This window comes from Paracoccus binzhouensis (assembly GCF_016446475.1).
GTDB lineage: Bacteria > Pseudomonadota > Alphaproteobacteria > Rhodobacterales > Rhodobacteraceae > Paracoccus > Paracoccus binzhouensis.
The window spans coordinates 1-15558 of sequence record NZ_JAEHFP010000038.1; the positions used below are offsets into that span (position 1 = coordinate 1).

Annotated in this window: 14 protein-coding genes; 1 reads left to right on the plus strand and 13 read right to left on the minus strand. The window is 69.0% G+C overall.

The window, feature by feature from the left end:
* On the minus strand, window positions 1-945 hold a 945-nt coding region (locus tag I9P22_RS10705), incomplete at its 3' end, for a hydrogen peroxide-inducible genes activator (protein ID WP_199259470.1).
* Between the two features lie 47 nt (window positions 946-992).
* Window positions 993-2264: a hemolysin family protein gene (locus I9P22_RS10710; protein ID WP_199259471.1), complete on the minus strand. Its 1272-nt coding sequence runs from the start codon at window positions 2262-2264 to the stop codon at window positions 993-995.
* A 315-nt stretch (window positions 2265-2579) separates the two neighbouring features.
* On the opposite strand from I9P22_RS10710, the gene I9P22_RS10715 reads away from it, so the two are divergent.
* Window positions 2580-3734: a DUF3734 domain-containing protein gene (locus I9P22_RS10715; RefSeq protein WP_199259472.1), complete on the plus strand. Its 1155-nt coding sequence runs from the start codon at window positions 2580-2582 to the stop codon at window positions 3732-3734.
* Between the two features lie 31 nt (window positions 3735-3765).
* Here I9P22_RS10715 and I9P22_RS10720 read toward each other — a convergent pair whose 3' ends face one another.
* From I9P22_RS10720 to hutI, 11 genes are all read right to left on the minus strand, one after another.
* Window positions 3766-4869, minus strand: a complete 1104-nt coding sequence (locus tag I9P22_RS10720; protein WP_199259473.1) for an NADH:flavin oxidoreductase/NADH oxidase — start codon at window positions 4867-4869, stop codon at window positions 3766-3768.
* A gap of 138 nt (window positions 4870-5007) precedes the next feature.
* Complete coding sequence (locus I9P22_RS10725; RefSeq protein WP_199259474.1) at window positions 5008-5778, minus strand: amino acid ABC transporter ATP-binding protein; 771 nt, start codon at window positions 5776-5778, stop codon at window positions 5008-5010.
* A gap of 4 nt (window positions 5779-5782) precedes the next feature.
* On the minus strand, window positions 5783-6445 hold the full coding sequence (locus I9P22_RS10730; protein ID WP_199259475.1) for an amino acid ABC transporter permease: 663 nt from the start codon (window positions 6443-6445) through the stop codon (window positions 5783-5785).
* Window positions 6445-7092, minus strand: coding sequence for an amino acid ABC transporter permease (locus I9P22_RS10735; RefSeq protein WP_199259476.1), 648 nt, complete (start codon window positions 7090-7092; stop codon window positions 6445-6447). The genes I9P22_RS10730 and I9P22_RS10735 overlap by 1 nt, the downstream gene beginning before the upstream one ends.
* 57 nt (window positions 7093-7149) lie before the next feature.
* Entirely contained in the window at window positions 7150-7962 is an 813-nt protein-coding gene (locus tag I9P22_RS10740; RefSeq protein WP_199259477.1) for a transporter substrate-binding domain-containing protein, read from the minus strand.
* A 67-nt stretch (window positions 7963-8029) separates the two neighbouring features.
* On the minus strand, window positions 8030-9706 hold the full coding sequence (hutU, locus tag I9P22_RS10745) for a urocanate hydratase (protein WP_199259478.1): 1677 nt from the start codon (window positions 9704-9706) through the stop codon (window positions 8030-8032).
* A 12-nt stretch (window positions 9707-9718) separates the two neighbouring features.
* Window positions 9719-10873 carry an acyl-CoA dehydrogenase family protein gene (locus I9P22_RS10750; protein WP_199259479.1) on the minus strand — a complete coding sequence of 385 codons (1155 nt, stop codon included), beginning with the start codon at window positions 10871-10873 and terminating at the stop codon, window positions 9719-9721.
* Window positions 10870-12018: a CaiB/BaiF CoA transferase family protein gene (locus I9P22_RS10755; RefSeq protein WP_199259480.1), complete on the minus strand. Its 1149-nt coding sequence runs from the start codon at window positions 12016-12018 to the stop codon at window positions 10870-10872. Before I9P22_RS10755 ends, I9P22_RS10750 begins: the two co-directional genes overlap by 4 nt.
* Entirely contained in the window at window positions 12015-12806 is a 792-nt protein-coding gene (gene hutG, locus I9P22_RS10760; protein WP_199259481.1) for an N-formylglutamate deformylase, read from the minus strand. The genes I9P22_RS10755 and hutG overlap by 4 nt, the downstream gene beginning before the upstream one ends.
* Window positions 12803-14344, minus strand: a complete 1542-nt coding sequence (gene hutH, locus I9P22_RS10765; RefSeq protein WP_233253327.1) for a histidine ammonia-lyase — start codon at window positions 14342-14344, stop codon at window positions 12803-12805. The genes hutG and hutH overlap by 4 nt, the downstream gene beginning before the upstream one ends.
* On the minus strand, window positions 14337-15539 hold the full coding sequence (hutI, locus tag I9P22_RS10770) for an imidazolonepropionase (RefSeq protein ID WP_199259483.1): 1203 nt from the start codon (window positions 15537-15539) through the stop codon (window positions 14337-14339). Before hutI ends, hutH begins: the two co-directional genes overlap by 8 nt.
* Window positions 15540-15558: the final 19 nt, after the last annotated feature.

The following is a 15558-nucleotide window of genomic DNA, read 5'->3' on the forward strand; positions in this document are numbered from 1 at the left end:
CCCCTGCCCGCCGGCGCCCCCGCCGGCCGGCAGCGGCGCCACGCCCAGCAGCGGCGCCAGGCAGCGCACCACCCCGGCCAGCACCCGGGCATCCGCGCCGGATTCGGCATTGCGCCGCCAGACCACCGCCAGATCGCGCGAGGGCGCCGGCTCGGCAAAGGGCACGATGCGCAGCCGGCCGTCGCGATTCTCGTCCGCCAGCGCCAGCTGCGGGATCAGCGTCATGCCCATGCCGCTGGCCACCATCCGCATCAGCGTCGCCATCGAGGCCGCCTCAAGGTTCAGCTTGCGGCGCGGGCTGCGCAGCCCGCAGACCTCCAGCGCCTGGTCGCGCAGGCAATGGCCGTCGGCCAGCAGCAGCAGCCGCTCGGCCTCGATGCTCTCGGGACGGGCGGGGCCGGCCAGATAGGTGGTGTCGTCCTCGGACAGCGCCACCAGGAAGGCGTCGCGCAGCACCGGCTCGGCCGCGATCCCGGCCTCGCCCACCGGCAGGGCCATGATCCCGGCATCGAAGCGATGGCTGACCACGCCCGCCACCAGCTCGTCGGTGACGACCTCGTGCAGTTCCAGGTCCAGTGCCGGATGGCTGGCGCGCAAGGCCGGCACCAGATGTGGGATCAGATAGGGCGCCACCGTGGGGATGATCGCCAGCCGCAGCCGCCCCGACAAGGGATCGCGCCCGGCACGCGCCAGCGCGTCCAGGCGCTTGGCGGTGTCGATCAGCTCTTGCGCCACCGGCAGCAGCCGCTCGCCCAGGGCGGTCAGCCGCACCGGCCCGGCCCCGGCGCCGCGTTCGAACAGCGCACCGCCGAGCCGGCCTTCCAGCTGGGCGATCTGGCTGGACAGGCCGGGCTGCGAGACATGCACCACCTCGGCGGCACGGCCGAAATTGCCCTGTCGGGCGACGGCGAGGAAATAGGTGATCTGGCGCAGAGTGAAGTTCATAAGCCCCGATTATCATCGGGCACGAAAACCACAAGCGGAACCTTGGCCTAACGCCGGTCCACCAGCAGCTTGTCGATGCGGTGGCCGTCCATGTCCACCACCTCGATGCGCCAGCCTTGCCAGTCCACGCGGTCGCCCGCCTGCGGCAGCCGCCCCGCCAGGTCCAGCACCAGCCCGGCCACGGTGGAATAGTCGTGATCCTCGGGCAGCGGCACCGAGAGGCGGTCGGCGAATTCGTCCACCGGCATCCAGCCGGCGACCAGCAGGCTGCCGTCCTCGCGCATGACCACCTTGGGCTCGTCGTCGTCCAGCCCGGCAAATTCGCCGGTGATCGCCTCCAGCACGTCCATGGGCGTCACCACGCCCTCGAAATGGCCGTATTCGTCATAGACCAGCAGCATCTGCCCCGGCGCGGCGCGCAGCCGCGCGATGACCTCGGGCGCATCCATGGTCTCGGGGATGATCGGGGCAGGCTGCATGACTTGGCGCAGGTCGATGGCCTCGGCCCGGCTTTGCGACATCAGGTCCAGGCTGGCGACCACGCCGATCATGTTGTTCGGATCGCCGTCGCTGACCGGCAGGCGGGTGCGGCGGCTGTCCTGGAACTTGCGCGCCATGTCCTGCCAACTGTCCGAGACATCGACGGCCGGGATGTCGCGCCGCGGCGTCATCAGCCCGCGGGCGCTGCGGTCGGCGATGCGCATGACGCCGGCGATCATCTCGGTTTCGGCGCGGTGCATGACGCCGGCGGTCTCGGCCTCCGAGATGACCAGCTTGATCTCCTCGTCGCTGATGGTCTGCCGGTCCTCGCCCGATTGCCCCAGCGCCGCCAGCAGCAGCTTGCCCGAGCGGTCCAGCAGCCAGACCAGCGGCGCCGCCCCGCGCGAGATGGCCCGCATCAGCGGCGCCACCCGCACCGCCACCCGCTCGGGCGCCTTCAGCGCCAGCTGCTTCGGCACCAGCTCGCCCACGATCAGCGACAGGTAGGTGATGGCGACGACCACGCCGCCCATGCCCAGCGGCTGCGCCAGCGAGGCGGGCACGCCCCAGCCCGGCAGCGCCGCTGCCAGCCGCGCCCCCAGCGTCGCGCCGGAAAAGGCGCCCGACAGCACCCCGACCAGGGTGATGCCGATCTGGACCGAGCTGAGGAACCGGCCCGGATCCTCGGCCAGGGCCAGGGCGGTGATGGCGCCGCGGTCGCCGCGCTCGGCCAGCACCTTCAGCCGCGCCGGGCGGGCCGAGACGATGGCCAGCTCGGACATGGCCAGCAGGCCGTTCAGCAGCGTCAGCACAAGGACGATGGCAATCTCAAACCACATGGGGAGAACTCGGGCGCTTTCGGAAATGGGCCGGGTCGAGAGCGCGGCCGCGGGCCGCCCATCTCTCGTAAGGATCGTCGATCATGCGCGTATCGGCATCTGACTCCGGCTGGGACATGACCCAATATAGACCGCCGGCGCGCCAGCACAATCGTCCCGGCCGGTTTTCTGCCGCCGCACCCGGCTCTGGGCGGTTTCCAGGCAAGTTGACGTTGCGGCATGCGTTTCCATTGCCCGGCATGGGCTTATGGCAATCCGCCTGTTTCGGGCCTAGCGTGAAGCTGATGTGACGATTGCGCGAACAAGGAAGAAACCATGCCAGACACCGACGGGGAGCGGCCGGAAAAGATCGTGCTTGTCCTGCAGGGCGGTGGCGCGCTGGGGGCCTATCAGGCCGGCGCCTACGAGGCGCTCTGCCGCAGCGGGCAGCAACCGGAATGGCTGGCCGGCATCTCGATCGGCTCGATCAACGCGGCGCTGATCGCCGGCAATCCCCCCGAACGCCGGCTCGAGGCGCTGCGCCGCTTCTGGGAAGGCGTGACCGGCGCGCCCTGGCTTCTGGGCCATTGCTTCGAGGGCGGGCCGCTGGCCGACCCGATGCGCGCCTTCTGCAACGAAAGCCGGGCCACGCTCAGCACCGTGCTGGGCGCGCCGGGCTTCTTTCGCCCGCGCATGCCGGACCTGTTCTCGTTCCTGCCCGGGCTGATGCGGCAGACCAGCTGGTATGACACCTCGCCCCTGCGCGCAACGCTGCTGGAACTGGTCGATTTCGACTATCTCAACGCCGCCGGCCCGCGGCTGAGCGTCTGCGCCGTGGACGTGCAGACCGGCAACTTCACCTGTTTCGACAGCCGCGAGACGCCGATCACCGTCGATCACATCATGGCCTCGGGGGCGCTGCCGCCCGGCTTTCCAGCGGTCGAGATCGACGGCCGGCATTACTGGGACGGCGGGCTGGTCTCGAACTCGCCGCTGCAGATCGTGCTGGACCGGCCGGGCCGGCGGCCGCTCTGCATCTACCAGGTCGATCTCTATCCCTCGCGCGACATCCTGCCCCGAACCATGGCCCAGGTCGAGCAGCGCGAGCGCGAGATCCGCTTTTCCAGCCGCACGCGGTTCAACACCGACGAATTCCGCACCCGCCACGCGCTGTCCCGCGCCGCGCGCCGGCTGCGCCAGCGGCTGCCCGAGGCATTCCGCGACGACCCCGACCTGCAGATGCTGATCGAGGCAGGGCCCTCGCAGCCGGTCAGCCTGATGCACCTGATCTATCGCCATGCCGATTACGAAAGCGCGTCCAAGGATTACGAATTCTCGCGCCTCTCGATGCTGGACCATTGGCGCGACGGGCTGCACGACGCCGAACGCTCGCTGCGCCATCCGCGCTGGATCGGCCGGCAGGTGCCCGAGGACGGGCTGATGGTCTTCGACATGCACGACCCGCACCGGGCCGGGGAAGCGGCGGACTGATCCCGTCGCCCCGCCGGGCCGGCTTTGCCGCCTACTCGCCGAACAGCTGGCGCAGCCCCGAGGGCTGGCAGCGCCAGAATTGCGGCGGCGCGGTGACGCTGGCCCCCAGCTTCGCCGCCGCATGCCAGGGCCAGCGCGGATCGTAAAGCACCGTCCGGGCCAGGGCGATCATGTCGGCATCGCCGGTGGCGACGATGGCCTCGGCCTGCTCGGGCTCGGTGATGAGCCCCACGGCGATGACCGGAATCCCCACCGCCTGCTTGACCGCCCGCGCCAGCGGCACCTGATAGCCGGGGCCGACCGGGATCTGCTGGCGCGGGTCCAGCCCGCCGCTGCTGATATGGATGGCGGCGCAGCCCCGCGCCTCCAGCGCCTGCGAAAGGGCGATGCTGCCTTCGATGTCCCAGCCGCCCTCGACCCAGTCGGTGCCCGAGATGCGCACCGTGACCGGATAGCCCGCAGGCACCGCGTCCCGCACCGCCTCGAAAACCTCCAGCGGAAAGCGCATGCGGTTTTCCAGGCTGCCGCCATAGCCGTCCTCGCGGCGGTTGGACAGCGGCGACAGGAACTGGTGCAGCAGATAGCCATGCGCGGCATGGATCTGGATCGCGTCGATCCCCAGCCGCACCGCGCGGCGCGCCGCCTCGGCAAAGGCGTCGCGCACCCGCGCCAGCCCGGCGCGGTCCAGCGCCAGTGGCGGATTCTCGCCCTCGGCGAAGGGCCGGTCCGAGGCCGAGACGGTCTGCCAGCCATGCGCCGCATCCGGGGCGATCTGCGCTCCGCCCTCCCAGGGTTTCGCGGTCGAGGCCTTGCGCCCGGCATGCGCCAGCTGGATAGCGACGGGCATGTCCGACCAGGCGCGCAGGCCCTTCAGCACCCGGTCCATGGCCGCCTCGGTCGCGTCGTCCCACAAGCCGACATCGGCATAGGAGATGCGGCCCTCGGGCAGGACGGCGGTGGCCTCGATGGTCAGGATGGCGGCGCCGGAATGAGACAGCGCGCCCAGATGGATCAGGTGCCAGTCGGTCATCCGCCCGTCCTCGGCCGAATACATGCACATCGGCGCGATGACGATCCGGTTCGCAAGGGTCTGGCCGCCAATGGCGATCGGCTCGAAAAGTTTCGGTCTGGGCATGAAAGGGGATCCTTGCAGTTGCCCGTTCCAGATAAGCCGCCACCGCCTCGCCGCAAGCCCCTGCCCGTGCTTCTTCGTTCCCCAAATACTCCGGGGGAGTCGCGGAACGCGACGGGGGCAGCGCCCCCGCCCCCGCGGTCAGAAGCTGTTGCGCTCGTGATAGGTGCGCAGGAAGTTCTGGATGCGCTGGTCCTTCGGCGCGTGGAAAATGGCCTGCGGGCTGTCCACCGCCACCAGCTCGCCCTTTTCCATGAAGGCGACCTGGTCGGCGACATGGGCGGCGAAGCCCATCTCATGCGTGACCACGACCATGGTCATCCCCTCGTTCGCCAGCGCCTTCATCACGTTCAGCACCTCGCCCACCAGCTCGGGGTCAAGCGCCGAGGTCGGCTCGTCGAACAGCATCAGCCGCGGCTCCATGGCGATGGCGCGGGCGATGGCGACGCGCTGCTGCTGGCCGCCCGACAGGCGCGAGGGATGGTTGCCCATCTTGTCGGCCAGCCCAACCTTGGCCAGCGCCTCGGCGGCGCGTTTCTCGGCCTCGGCTTTCGGCAGGCCGCGCACCCGGACCAGCCCCTCGGCCACGTTCTCCTTGGCGGTCATGTGCGGCCACAGGTTGAACTGCTGGAACACCATGCCGATGGAGCGGCGCATCTCGCGCAGCTTGCGCCCCGCCATCTTGCGGCCCGGCGCCTCGTAGCCGATCAGCTGGCCGTCGATGCGGATCTCGCCCGAGTCGTATTCCTCGAGGAAGTTGATGCAGCGCAGCAGCGTGGACTTGCCCGAGCCCGAGGGCCCGATCAGGCAGGTCACCTTGCCCGGCGGGATGGACAGGTCCACGTCCTTCAGCGCGTGGAAGGGGCCATAATACTTGTTGACCTTGCGGATCTCGACGGCGGATGCCTGCATCGGCTCAGGTCCTTTCGATCAGGTGTTTGGTGATGCGCGTCTCGAGCCGGCGGCCGACGCGCGAGATGGTCTCGACCAGCGCCCAGAAGAACAGCGCCAGCACCAGGTTCGCCTCGAGATAGCGGAAGGTCTCGGTGGACATGCGGCTGACCTGATACATCAGCTCGGGCACGGTGATGATCGACAGGATCACCGTCTCCTTGGTCAGGATGATCGAGAAATTGACCAACGCCGGCAGCGACGAGACCAGCCCCAGGGGCAGCAGGATGCGGCGCACGATGGCCGGCTCGGCCATGCCGATGGCGCGGGCGGCCTCGATCTGGCCATGCGGCACGGCGCGGAAGCCCGAGCGGAAGATCTCGGCGAAATAGGGGCTGCCATAGATGGTCAGGCCCAGCAGGCCCGCCGGCAGCGCGTCCAGCCGCAGCCCGACCAGCGGGCCGCCGTAATACAGCACGAACAGCTGCACCAGGAAGGGCGTGCCGCGGATCACCTCGATATAGGCCTGGATGATCCAGCCCAGCCAGCGCGGCCCGTAGCGTTGCATGAGCGCGATCAGCAGCCCCAGCGCCATGCCGAAGATGGTGCCGAGGACCCAGCACAGCACGGTGACGCCAAAGCCCCTCAGCAGGGCGGGGCCGTATTGTTCAAGGATGCTCCATTCCATCAGACGGCCGTCCTGTGTTCAAGGTAACGTCCCAGCGCCGCAAGGCAGAGGTTGATCGCCAGGTAGATGCAGGCGGCGGCGATATAGACCTCGAGCGGGCGGAAGGTGGTCGCGGCCTGGGCCTGGCTGGCGCGGGTCAGCTCGAGGATGCCGACGACCGAGACCAGCGAGCTGGCCTTGACCAGCAGGATCAGCTCGTTGACCAGGGCCGGCAGCGACATGGTGAAGGCCTGCGGCAGGATCACCCGCGTCCAGACGTCGCGCGGGGTCATGCCGATGGCGACGGCGGCCTCGGCCTGGCCCTTGGGCAGTGCGGCGATGGCGCCGCGCCAGATCTCCGAGATATAGGCGCTGGCGCAGATGCCGACGGTGACGACCGCCGCGAAGATAGCCGGCACGTCGACGCCGATCACCGGCAGCGTGTAGTAGAAGACCAGCAGCTGCACCAGCAGCGGCACGCCGCGCAGGAAGCTGACCCAGATGGCGGCGAAGCGGCGAAGCGCCGCATAGGGCGACAGCCGCGCAGCGCAGACCAGCGTGCCGATCACCAGCCCCAGCGCGATACCCAGCACCGAGATCAGCAGCGTATAGCGCGCCGCCCAGAACAGCGGCTCGAAACTTTCAAGAAAGACCGGGATGGAGAACATGCGCGCCTCGCCTTGGCCCCAGGGGAACGGGCGGGGACGGCCCCGCCCGCCAGCGATCTAGTTGGTCGGGACTTCGCGGGGCAGTTCGGTATAGCTGCCCAGCCACTTCTCCTGGATGGTCTTGATGCGGCCGTCGTCGGTCATCTTCAGGATGGCGTCGTTGATGGCCTTGGCGAAGCTTTCGCTGCCTGCTTCCTTGCGCAGCACCCAGGCGAAATAGGTCGGCTGGCCGAACTGGGCCGGCTCGAACAGCGTGAAGGTCTCGGGGCGGTTCTTCACCAGATAGGTCAGGTTCGGCAGCGAGCCCGCCACCGCATCCAGCCGGCCGGCGGCCAGGTCGGCATAGGCCTCGTCCGTGGTGCCGTATTCCTTGACCGTCACCCCGCCCAGGCTTTCGCCATAAGCCTGCAGCTGCTTGAACTGCGCGGTGCCCTGCTGGACGCCGACGGTCTTGCCCTTGATGTCCTCGGGCTTGGTCAGCTCGGTATTCGAGGCCGCCTTGACCAGCGAGACGGTGGCATCGGCGATCGGCAGGGTGAAGGTATAGCGTTCCAGCCGTTCAGGGGTGATGGTCACGGGCGCGATGACGATGTCGAACTTGCCGACCTCGAGGCCCGGCAGCTCGGCGGTCCAGGGGATGTCCTGATAGACCGGCTCGACGCCGATTTCCTTCGCAACCTCGTCGAACAGGTCCTTGGTCATGCCCTCATAGGTGCCGTTGTTCAGCATGTCGAAGGGGGCATAGTGCATGTCGGTGGCGGTGACGATCTTGCCCGCCGCCTTGATGTCGGCCAGCTGGTCGGCCTGCGCGGCGGTGCCCAATGCGATCAGGCCGATCACGGCAGCCTTCAGGTTCATGTGAAAACTCATGTCTTTCTCCGTTGTTGGACAGGTGACGGGCGCGGGGGCGGTGCGTTGCGCACCCGCGCCCCTTGGATCAGAGAATCCCGGGCAGATTCAACCCGTGCTCCCGCGCGCAGTCCAGCGCGATCTGATAGCCCGCGTCAGCATGGCGCATGACGCCGGTGGCCGGGTCGTTCCACAGCACGCGCGCCAGCCGCGCATCGGCATCTTCCGACCCGTCGCAGCAGATCACCATGCCGGAATGCTGCGAAAAGCCCATGCCGACGCCGCCGCCATGGTGCAGCGACACCCAGGTCGCGCCCGAGGCGGTATTCAGCAGCGCGTTCAGCAGCGGCCAGTCGGAAACCGCATCCGAGCCGTCCTGCATCGCCTCGGTCTCGCGGTTGGGCGAGGCGACCGAGCCCGAATCGAGATGGTCGCGGCCGATGACGATGGGCGCCTTCAGCTCGCCGTTCCTCACCATCTCGTTGAAGGCGAGGCCCAGCTTGTGGCGCAGCCCCAGGCCGACCCAGCAGATCCGCGCCGGCAGGCCCTGGAAGGCGATGCGCTCGCGCGCCATGTCCAGCCAGTTGTGCAGATGCGGGTCGTCGACCAGTTCTTTCACTTTCTGGTCGGTCTTGTAGATGTCCTCGGGATCGCCCGACAGCGCCGCCCAGCGGAACGGGCCGATGCCCTTGCAGAACAGCGGCCGGATATAGACCGGAACGAAGCCCGGGAAAGCGAAGGCGCGCTCGAAGCCCTCTTCCAGCGCCATCTGGCGGATGTTGTTGCCGTAATCGACGGTCGGGATGCCCTGGTCGCTGAAGGCCACCATCGCCTCGACCTGCTTGCGCATGCTGGCCCGGGCGGCACGCTCGACCGCCTTGGGATCGGTCTCCTGGCGCGCGCGCCATTCGGCGACGGTCCAGCCCTGCGGCAGATAGCCATGCACCGGGTCGTGGGCCGAGGTCTGGTCGGTCACGATGTCGGGACGCACGCCGCGCTTGACCAGTTCCGGGAACACGTCGGCGGCATTGCCGATCAGCGCCACGGATTTCGCCTCGCCGGCCTTGGTCCAGCGGTCGATCATCTCCAGCGCCTCGTCGAGGCTGTGGGTCTTTTCATCGACATAGCGGGTGCGCAGGCGGAAATCGGCGCGGGTCTCGTCGCATTCCACCGCCAGGCAGCAGGCCCCGGCCATGACCGCGGCCAGAGGCTGGGCGCCGCCCATGCCGCCAAGCCCGCCGGTCAGGATCCACTTGCCCTTCAGGTTGCCGCCGTAATGCTGGCGCCCCGCCTCGACGAAGGTCTCGTAGGTGCCCTGGACGATGCCCTGGCTGCCGATATAGATCCACGAGCCGGCGGTCATCTGGCCGTACATGGCCAGGCCCTTCTTGTCCAATTCGTTGAAATGGTCCCAGTTCGCCCAATGCGGCACCAGGTTCGAATTGGCGATCAGCACCCGCGGCGCGTCCTTGTGGGTCTTGAACACGCCAACCGGCTTGCCGGATTGCACCAGCAGGGTCTCGTCGGTTTCCAGCTTTTTCAGGCTGTCGACGATCAGGTCGAAATCCTTCCAGGTGCGGGCGGCGCGGCCGATGCCGCCATAGACCACCAGCTCATGCGGGTTCTCGGCCACGTCGGGATGCAGGTTGTTCATCAGCATCCGCATCGGCGCCTCGGTCAGCCAGCTTTTCGCGGTGATCTCGGTGCCGGTGGGCGGGAAGATGTCGCGGGTATTGTGACGCGGATTGGTCTGGGGGTTGTCCATCTCGGTCTCCGTTCAGGCCAGCATGTTGCCGGAAATGATGATGCGTTGGATTTCGGAAGAGCCCTCGTAGATGCGCATGATGCGCAGGTCGCGGGCGATCCTCTCGATGGGAAAGTCGCGGGTATAGCCATAGCCGCCATGCAGCTGCAGCGCGGTGTCGGCGATCTTGCCGGCCGCCTCGCTGGCGGCCAGTTTCGCCATGCTCGACGCCAGCGAGAAGCGCCCGCCGTGGTCATGGGCGTGCTGGCGCTGGCGCGCGGCGTCCTGCGACAAGAGCAACGCCGAACGCCAGGCGACGCCCATGTCGGCGATCATCCAGCGGATGCCCTGCCGGTCTGTGAGCCGCTCGCCGCCGATGACGCGGTCTTTCGCATAGGCGATGGCGGCGTCCATGGCCGCTTTCGCCAGCCCCAGGCATTGCGCCGCGACCTCGATGCGGCCGTTGTCCAGCACCTGCATGGCGGTGCGGAAACCCCTGCCCTCCTCGCCCAACAGGGCATCCTCGGGCAGCTGGCAGTCGAGGTTCAGGGTGAACACATGCCCGCCCTTCAGCCCCATGGTCTTTTCCGGCGCGCCTGGCTCCAGCCCCGGCGTCCCTTTCGGCAGGATGAAGGCCGAGATGCCGCGATGGCCCTTGTCGGGATCGGTCACCGCATAGACGACGATGAAATCCGCCACGCCGCCGTTCGAGATGAAGCATTTCGTGCCCTTGAGGTGCCAGCCGGTTTCCGTGCGGCGGGCGCGGGTCTTCATGTCGGCGGGGTCCGAGCCGGCGGTCGGCTCGGTCAGGGCGAATGCCCCCAGCGCCTCGCCCGTCGCGGCCTTTTGCAGCCATTCCTGCTTCTGCGATTCAGACCCCCCGATCAGGATCGAGTCGGTCGCCAGGTAATGCGCCGTCAGCGCCGAGGCCGTGGACCCGCAGGCCCCCGCCACGATCGCCACCGCGCGCAGCAGCGCCGGGGCCGAGATGCCCGAGCCGCCGTATGCCTCGGGCAGGTTCGCGCCCATCATGCCGGCCTCGCCCAGCACGGCAAGCTGGTCATGGACGAAACCCGCGGTCTCATCCGTCTCCGCCGCCCTGGGCGCGATCCGCTCGGCGCAGATGCGCTCCAGCACGTCGCAGAACAGCCGTTCCTCCTCGGCCAGCATGTGCCAGTCGTCGCTCATGCGGTTTCCTCCAATCCGAATGCGCGCAGGATGGCGGCGCGGTCGCCGCCAAGGCGCGGGGCCGAGGTCTCGGCCACGGGTTTGTCGCCGTCGAAGCGCACCGGCTGGCCGATAGTCGGCGCCAGCCCCAGCACCGGATGCGGCAGGCGGCTGACCAGCCCGCGCGTCAGGGCATGCTCGTTGCCCGCCGCCTGGGCGATGTCCCAGATCGGCGCGGCAGGCAGGCCGACGCCGGCCAGCGCCGCGACGGCTTCCTCGGTCGTGCGTTCGCGCGACCAGCTTTCGATCAGGCGCTTCAGTTCCGGCTCATGCGCGGTGCGGCTTTCGTCGCTGGCGAAGCGCGGGTCGTCCGCCGCCTCGGGCGCGCCGATCAGCGCGGCCAGCGCGGCGAATTGCTTGCTGTTCAGCACCGCGATCACCACCTGCCCATCTTGCGCCGCAAAGCAGCCGAAGGGGGTGGACAGGGGATGGCGGTTGCCCACCCGCTGCGGCAGCGCCCCGGCATAGAAATGCAGCGCGTGGCTGGTGGTCAGCATGGAAAACAGCGCGTCATACATGGCGACATCCAGCGTCGCGCCCTGCCCGGTGGCGTTGCGATTGACCAGCGCCGCCATGATCGCCCAGCTCGCGAACAGGCCGGCCAGCAGGTCGGCGATGCTTTCGCCGGTCTTCAGCGGCGCGCCGCCCTCCTCGCCCGTGCCGGCCATCAGCCCGGACATGGCCTGCACCACCAGGTCATAGGCCGGCAGATCGCGGAACGGCCCCTGCTGGCCGAAGCCCGAGATCGAGCAATAGACCAGCCGCGGATTCGCCGCCCGCAGCGCCTCGGCACCCAGCCCCAGCCGGGCCGCGACGCCGGGGCGGAAGTTTTCCACCACCACGTCCACCTGCGCCGCGATGGCACGCGCCAGCGCCAGATCGGCCGGGTTCTTCAGGTCCAGCACCAGGCTCTGCTTGCCGCGATTGTTCAGCGTGAACAGCGCGCTTTCGCCGTCCTTGAACGGGCCGATATGGCGGTAGTCGTCGCCCGCGGGCGGCTCCAGCTTGATGATCTCGGCCCCCAGGTCGGCCAGCAGCGCCGTGCAATAGGGGCCGGCCAGCACGCGGGACAGATCCAGCACCTTGATGCCTTGCAGCGGCTTCATGCCCGGATCTCCGGCGCCAGCGCAACCAGGCGTTCAAGGATCGCCTTCAGCGTCACACGCAGCGCCTCGGCCTTCCGCTCGTCATAGGCAAAGGGCGGGGTCTCGGTGGCCAGATGCGTCGCCTGCGCCAGCTCCATCTGGATCGCGTGGACGCCCTGTCCCGGCTGGCCGTAATACCGCGTCGTCCAGCCGCCCTTGAAGCGGCCGTTCAGAACATGGGTCCGGCCCGTCGCGGCTGCGACCTCCTGCGTGGCGGCCTCGATGGCCGGCGCGCAGGACGCGCCGCTGTTGGTGCCGATGTTGAAATCCGGCAGCACGCCCTGAAACAGGAAGGGGATCACCGAGCGGATCGAGTGGCAGTCATAAAGGATCGCGACGCCGTGCTTCGCCTTCACCCGCGCGATCTCGGCGGCCAGCGCGGCATGATAGGGGGCGTGGAACTGCGCCTTGCGCGTGGCGATCTCCTCGGCACTCGGCTCTACCTCCCAGATCGGCGCGCCGTCGAAATCGGTCAGCGGCACCAGGCCGGTGGTGTTCTGGCCGGGATAGAGGCTCGCGTCGTCCGGCCCGCGATTGGCGTCGATGACATAGCGGTGGAACGTGGCGCGCACCGTGGTCGCGCCGGGCAAAAGCCCGTCGTAAAGCCGCTCGATATGCCAGTCGGTATCGGCCAGCACCCGGCCGCGCGGGTTCAGCGCCGCCTCGACATGGGCCGGCAGCCAGGTGCCGGTATGGGGCAGGCCCAGGATGACCGGGCTGTCCCCCTGGACGACCTCGACCGGGATCATGCCGTCACCTCGGCCAGCAGACCCGCGGGCACCGCCGCGACCAGGGTGCCGTCGTGGATCAGCCGCGCCGCCTCGGCCAGGTCGGGGGCCATGTAGCGGTCCTGCTCCAGCGCCGGGATCGTCGCGCGCAGCGCGGCGATCACCGCCTGCAGGGGCGCCGAGGTCGCCAGCGGCGCCCGGAACTCGACGCCGGCGCTGGCGCACAGCGCCTCGATCCCCAGGATATGCGCGAGGTTGGCGTTCATGCGCTTGAGCCTGCGCGCGCCATGCGCGGCCATGCTGACGTGATCCTCCTGGTTGGCCGAGGTCGGCGTCGAGTCGGTCGAGCAAGGCGTCGCCAGATGCTTGTTTTCCGACATCAGCGCCGCCGAAGTGACCTCGGCGATCATCAGCCCCGAATTCAGCCCCGGATCGGGGGTCAGGAAGGGCGGCAGGTCGTGGCTCAGCGCCGGGTCCACCATCAGCGCGATGCGGCGCTGGGAAATCGCGCCGATCTCGGCGATCGCCAGCGCGATCTGGTCGGCGGCGAAGGCCACCGGCTCGGCATGGAAGTTCCCGCCCGAGACGATGCGGTCGGCGCCGACCAGCACCAGCGGGTTGTCGGTGGCGGCATTCGATTCGATCTCAAGCGTGCGGGCGGCCTGCCAGAGCAGGTCGATGCAGGCCCCCGTCACCTGCGGCTGGCAGCGGATGCAATAGGGATCCTGCACCCGGGTATCGCCCTCGCGGTGGCTCTCGCGGATCTCGGAACCTTCCATCAGCGCCCGGATCGTCCGCGCCGCGACGATCTGGCCGCGATGGCCGCGCAGGGTGTGGATCTCGTCCAGGAAGGGCGCGGTCGAGCCCATGATCGCATCGGTCGACAGCGACGAGGTAACCAGCGCCGCCCGGGCGCTTGCGAAGGCATCGAACAGCCCGGCCAGCGCGAAGGCGGTCGAGACCTGGGTGCCGTTGATCAGCGCCAGCCCTTCCTTGGCGGCCAGCACCACCGGCGCAAGGCCGGCAGCGGCCAGCGCCTCGGCGGAAGGCATCTCGCGGCCCTGATAGGTCGCGCGGCCCTCGCCCAGCATGGCAGCAGCCATATGCGCCAAGGGCGCCAGGTCGCCCGAGGCCCCGACCGATCCCTGCGACGGGATCACCGGCAGCACGCCCTTGGCCAGCATCGCCTCGATCAGCGCGATGACCTCGGGGCGCACGCCCGAGGCGCCGCGGCCCAGCGACAGAAGCTTCAGCACCATGATGAGGCGCACGGTTTCCGGCTCGACCGGCTCGCCCACGCCGCAGCAATGCGACAGGATCAGGTTGCGTTGCAGCGTCGCGGTGTCGCGCGCCGCGATCTTGATCGAGGCGAGCTTGCCGAAGCCGGTATTCACGCCATAGACCGGCACATCGCCATTGGCGGCGGCCTCGATGCGGGCGGCAGATTCGGCGATGCCGGGGCGGGCGCTGTCGGCCAGCCGCACGGCCAGCCCCTGACGCCAGACCTGTTCAAGCTGCGCGAGCGTGGTTTCACCGGGGATAAGGATCAGTTCAGACAAAATCGCCTCCGACGATGCGGGCATGAAGGGGGTTGAAACCGATGCGATAGGTCAGCTCGGCCGGATGCCGGATGTCCCAGACCGCCAGGTCGGCGCGCATGCCGGGTGCCAGCCGGCCGCGATCCGCAAGCCCCAGCGCGCGGGCGGCGTGGCGCGTGACGCCGGCCAGGCATTCGCTGGTCGTCATGCGAAACAGCGTCGCGCCCATGTTCATGGTCAGCAGCAGCGAGGTCAGCGGCGAGGTGCCGGGATTGCAATCCGTGGCCAGCGCGATCGGCACGCCGGCCTCGCGCAGGGCGGCCATGGGCGGATATTGCGTCTCGCGCAGGGTGTAGAAGGCGCCGGGCAGCAGCACCGCCACGGTGCCCGAAGCCGCCATGGCCTCGATGCCGTCCAGCCCCAGATATTCCAGATGGTCCGCCGACAGCGCGCCGTGCCGCGCCGCCATGGCTGCGCCGCCCAGGTCGGAAAGCTGCTCGGCATGCAGCTTGACCGGCAGGCCCAGCTTGGCCGCGTGGTCGAAGATGCCGGCCATTTCCTCGCGCGTGAAGGCGATGCCCTCGCAGAACCCGTCCACGGCGTCGATCAGCCCCTCGGCCTGGCCGCGCTGCATCCCGGCGATCACCACATCGCGGATATAGCCTGCGCGGTCGTCCTTGTATTCCGGCGGCAGGGCGTGGGCGGCCAGCCAGGTGGTGCGCACCGTCACCTTGCGCAGCTGCCCGATGCGGCGGGCCACGCGCAGCATCTTCAGCTCGGCCTCGATCTCCAGCCCGTAGCCCGACTTGATCTCCAGCGTGGTCACGCCCTCGGCCAGCAGCGTATCGACGCGCGGCAGGGCGGCGGCCAGCAGCGCCTCCTCATCGGCCTCGCGCGTGGCGCGGACGCTGGACAGGATGCCGCCGCCAGCGCGGGCGATCTCCTCATAGGAGGCGCCTTCCAGCCGCATCTCGAACTCGCGGGCGCGGTCGCCGCCAAAGACGATATGGGTATGGCAGTCGATCAGCCCCGGCGTCACCAGCCGCCCGCTCAGGTCGTGCCGCGTCGCATCGCCATAGCGCGCCGGGAGGTCCGATTCGGGGCCGATCCAGCTGATTCGCCCGGCCTCGATCACCAGCGCGCCCTGCGCGATCAGGCCGTAACCGCCTGATTTCTCGTCCATCGTGACCAGCTGGGCGTGGTGGAGAAGCTGCATCGGATCGTATCCCGGATTG

Bases quoted from the DNA above. Each gene is read 5' to 3' on its own strand.
- I9P22_RS10710 (WP_199259471.1), bottom strand. From the start codon at position 2,264: ATGTGGTTTGAGATTGCCATCGTCCTTGTGCTGACGCTGCTGAACGGC.
- I9P22_RS10715 (WP_199259472.1), top strand. From the start codon at position 2,580: ATGCCAGACACCGACGGGGAGCGGCCGGAAAAGATCGTGCTTGTCCTG.
- I9P22_RS10720 (WP_199259473.1), bottom strand. From the start codon at position 4,869: ATGCCCAGACCGAAACTTTTCGAGCCGATCGCCATTGGCGGCCAGACC.
- I9P22_RS10725 (WP_199259474.1), bottom strand. From the start codon at position 5,778: ATGCAGGCATCCGCCGTCGAGATCCGCAAGGTCAACAAGTATTATGGC.
- I9P22_RS10730 (WP_199259475.1), bottom strand. From the start codon at position 6,445: ATGGAATGGAGCATCCTTGAACAATACGGCCCCGCCCTGCTGAGGGGC.
- I9P22_RS10735 (WP_199259476.1), bottom strand. From the start codon at position 7,092: ATGTTCTCCATCCCGGTCTTTCTTGAAAGTTTCGAGCCGCTGTTCTGG.
- I9P22_RS10740 (WP_199259477.1), bottom strand. From the start codon at position 7,962: ATGAGTTTTCACATGAACCTGAAGGCTGCCGTGATCGGCCTGATCGCA.
- hutU (WP_199259478.1), bottom strand. From the start codon at position 9,706: ATGGACAACCCCCAGACCAATCCGCGTCACAATACCCGCGACATCTTC.
- I9P22_RS10750 (WP_199259479.1), bottom strand. From the start codon at position 10,873: ATGAGCGACGACTGGCACATGCTGGCCGAGGAGGAACGGCTGTTCTGC.
- I9P22_RS10755 (WP_199259480.1), bottom strand. From the start codon at position 12,018: ATGAAGCCGCTGCAAGGCATCAAGGTGCTGGATCTGTCCCGCGTGCTG.
- hutG (WP_199259481.1), bottom strand. From the start codon at position 12,806: ATGATCCCGGTCGAGGTCGTCCAGGGGGACAGCCCGGTCATCCTGGGC.
- hutI (WP_199259483.1), bottom strand. From the start codon at position 15,539: ATGCAGCTTCTCCACCACGCCCAGCTGGTCACGATGGACGAGAAATCA.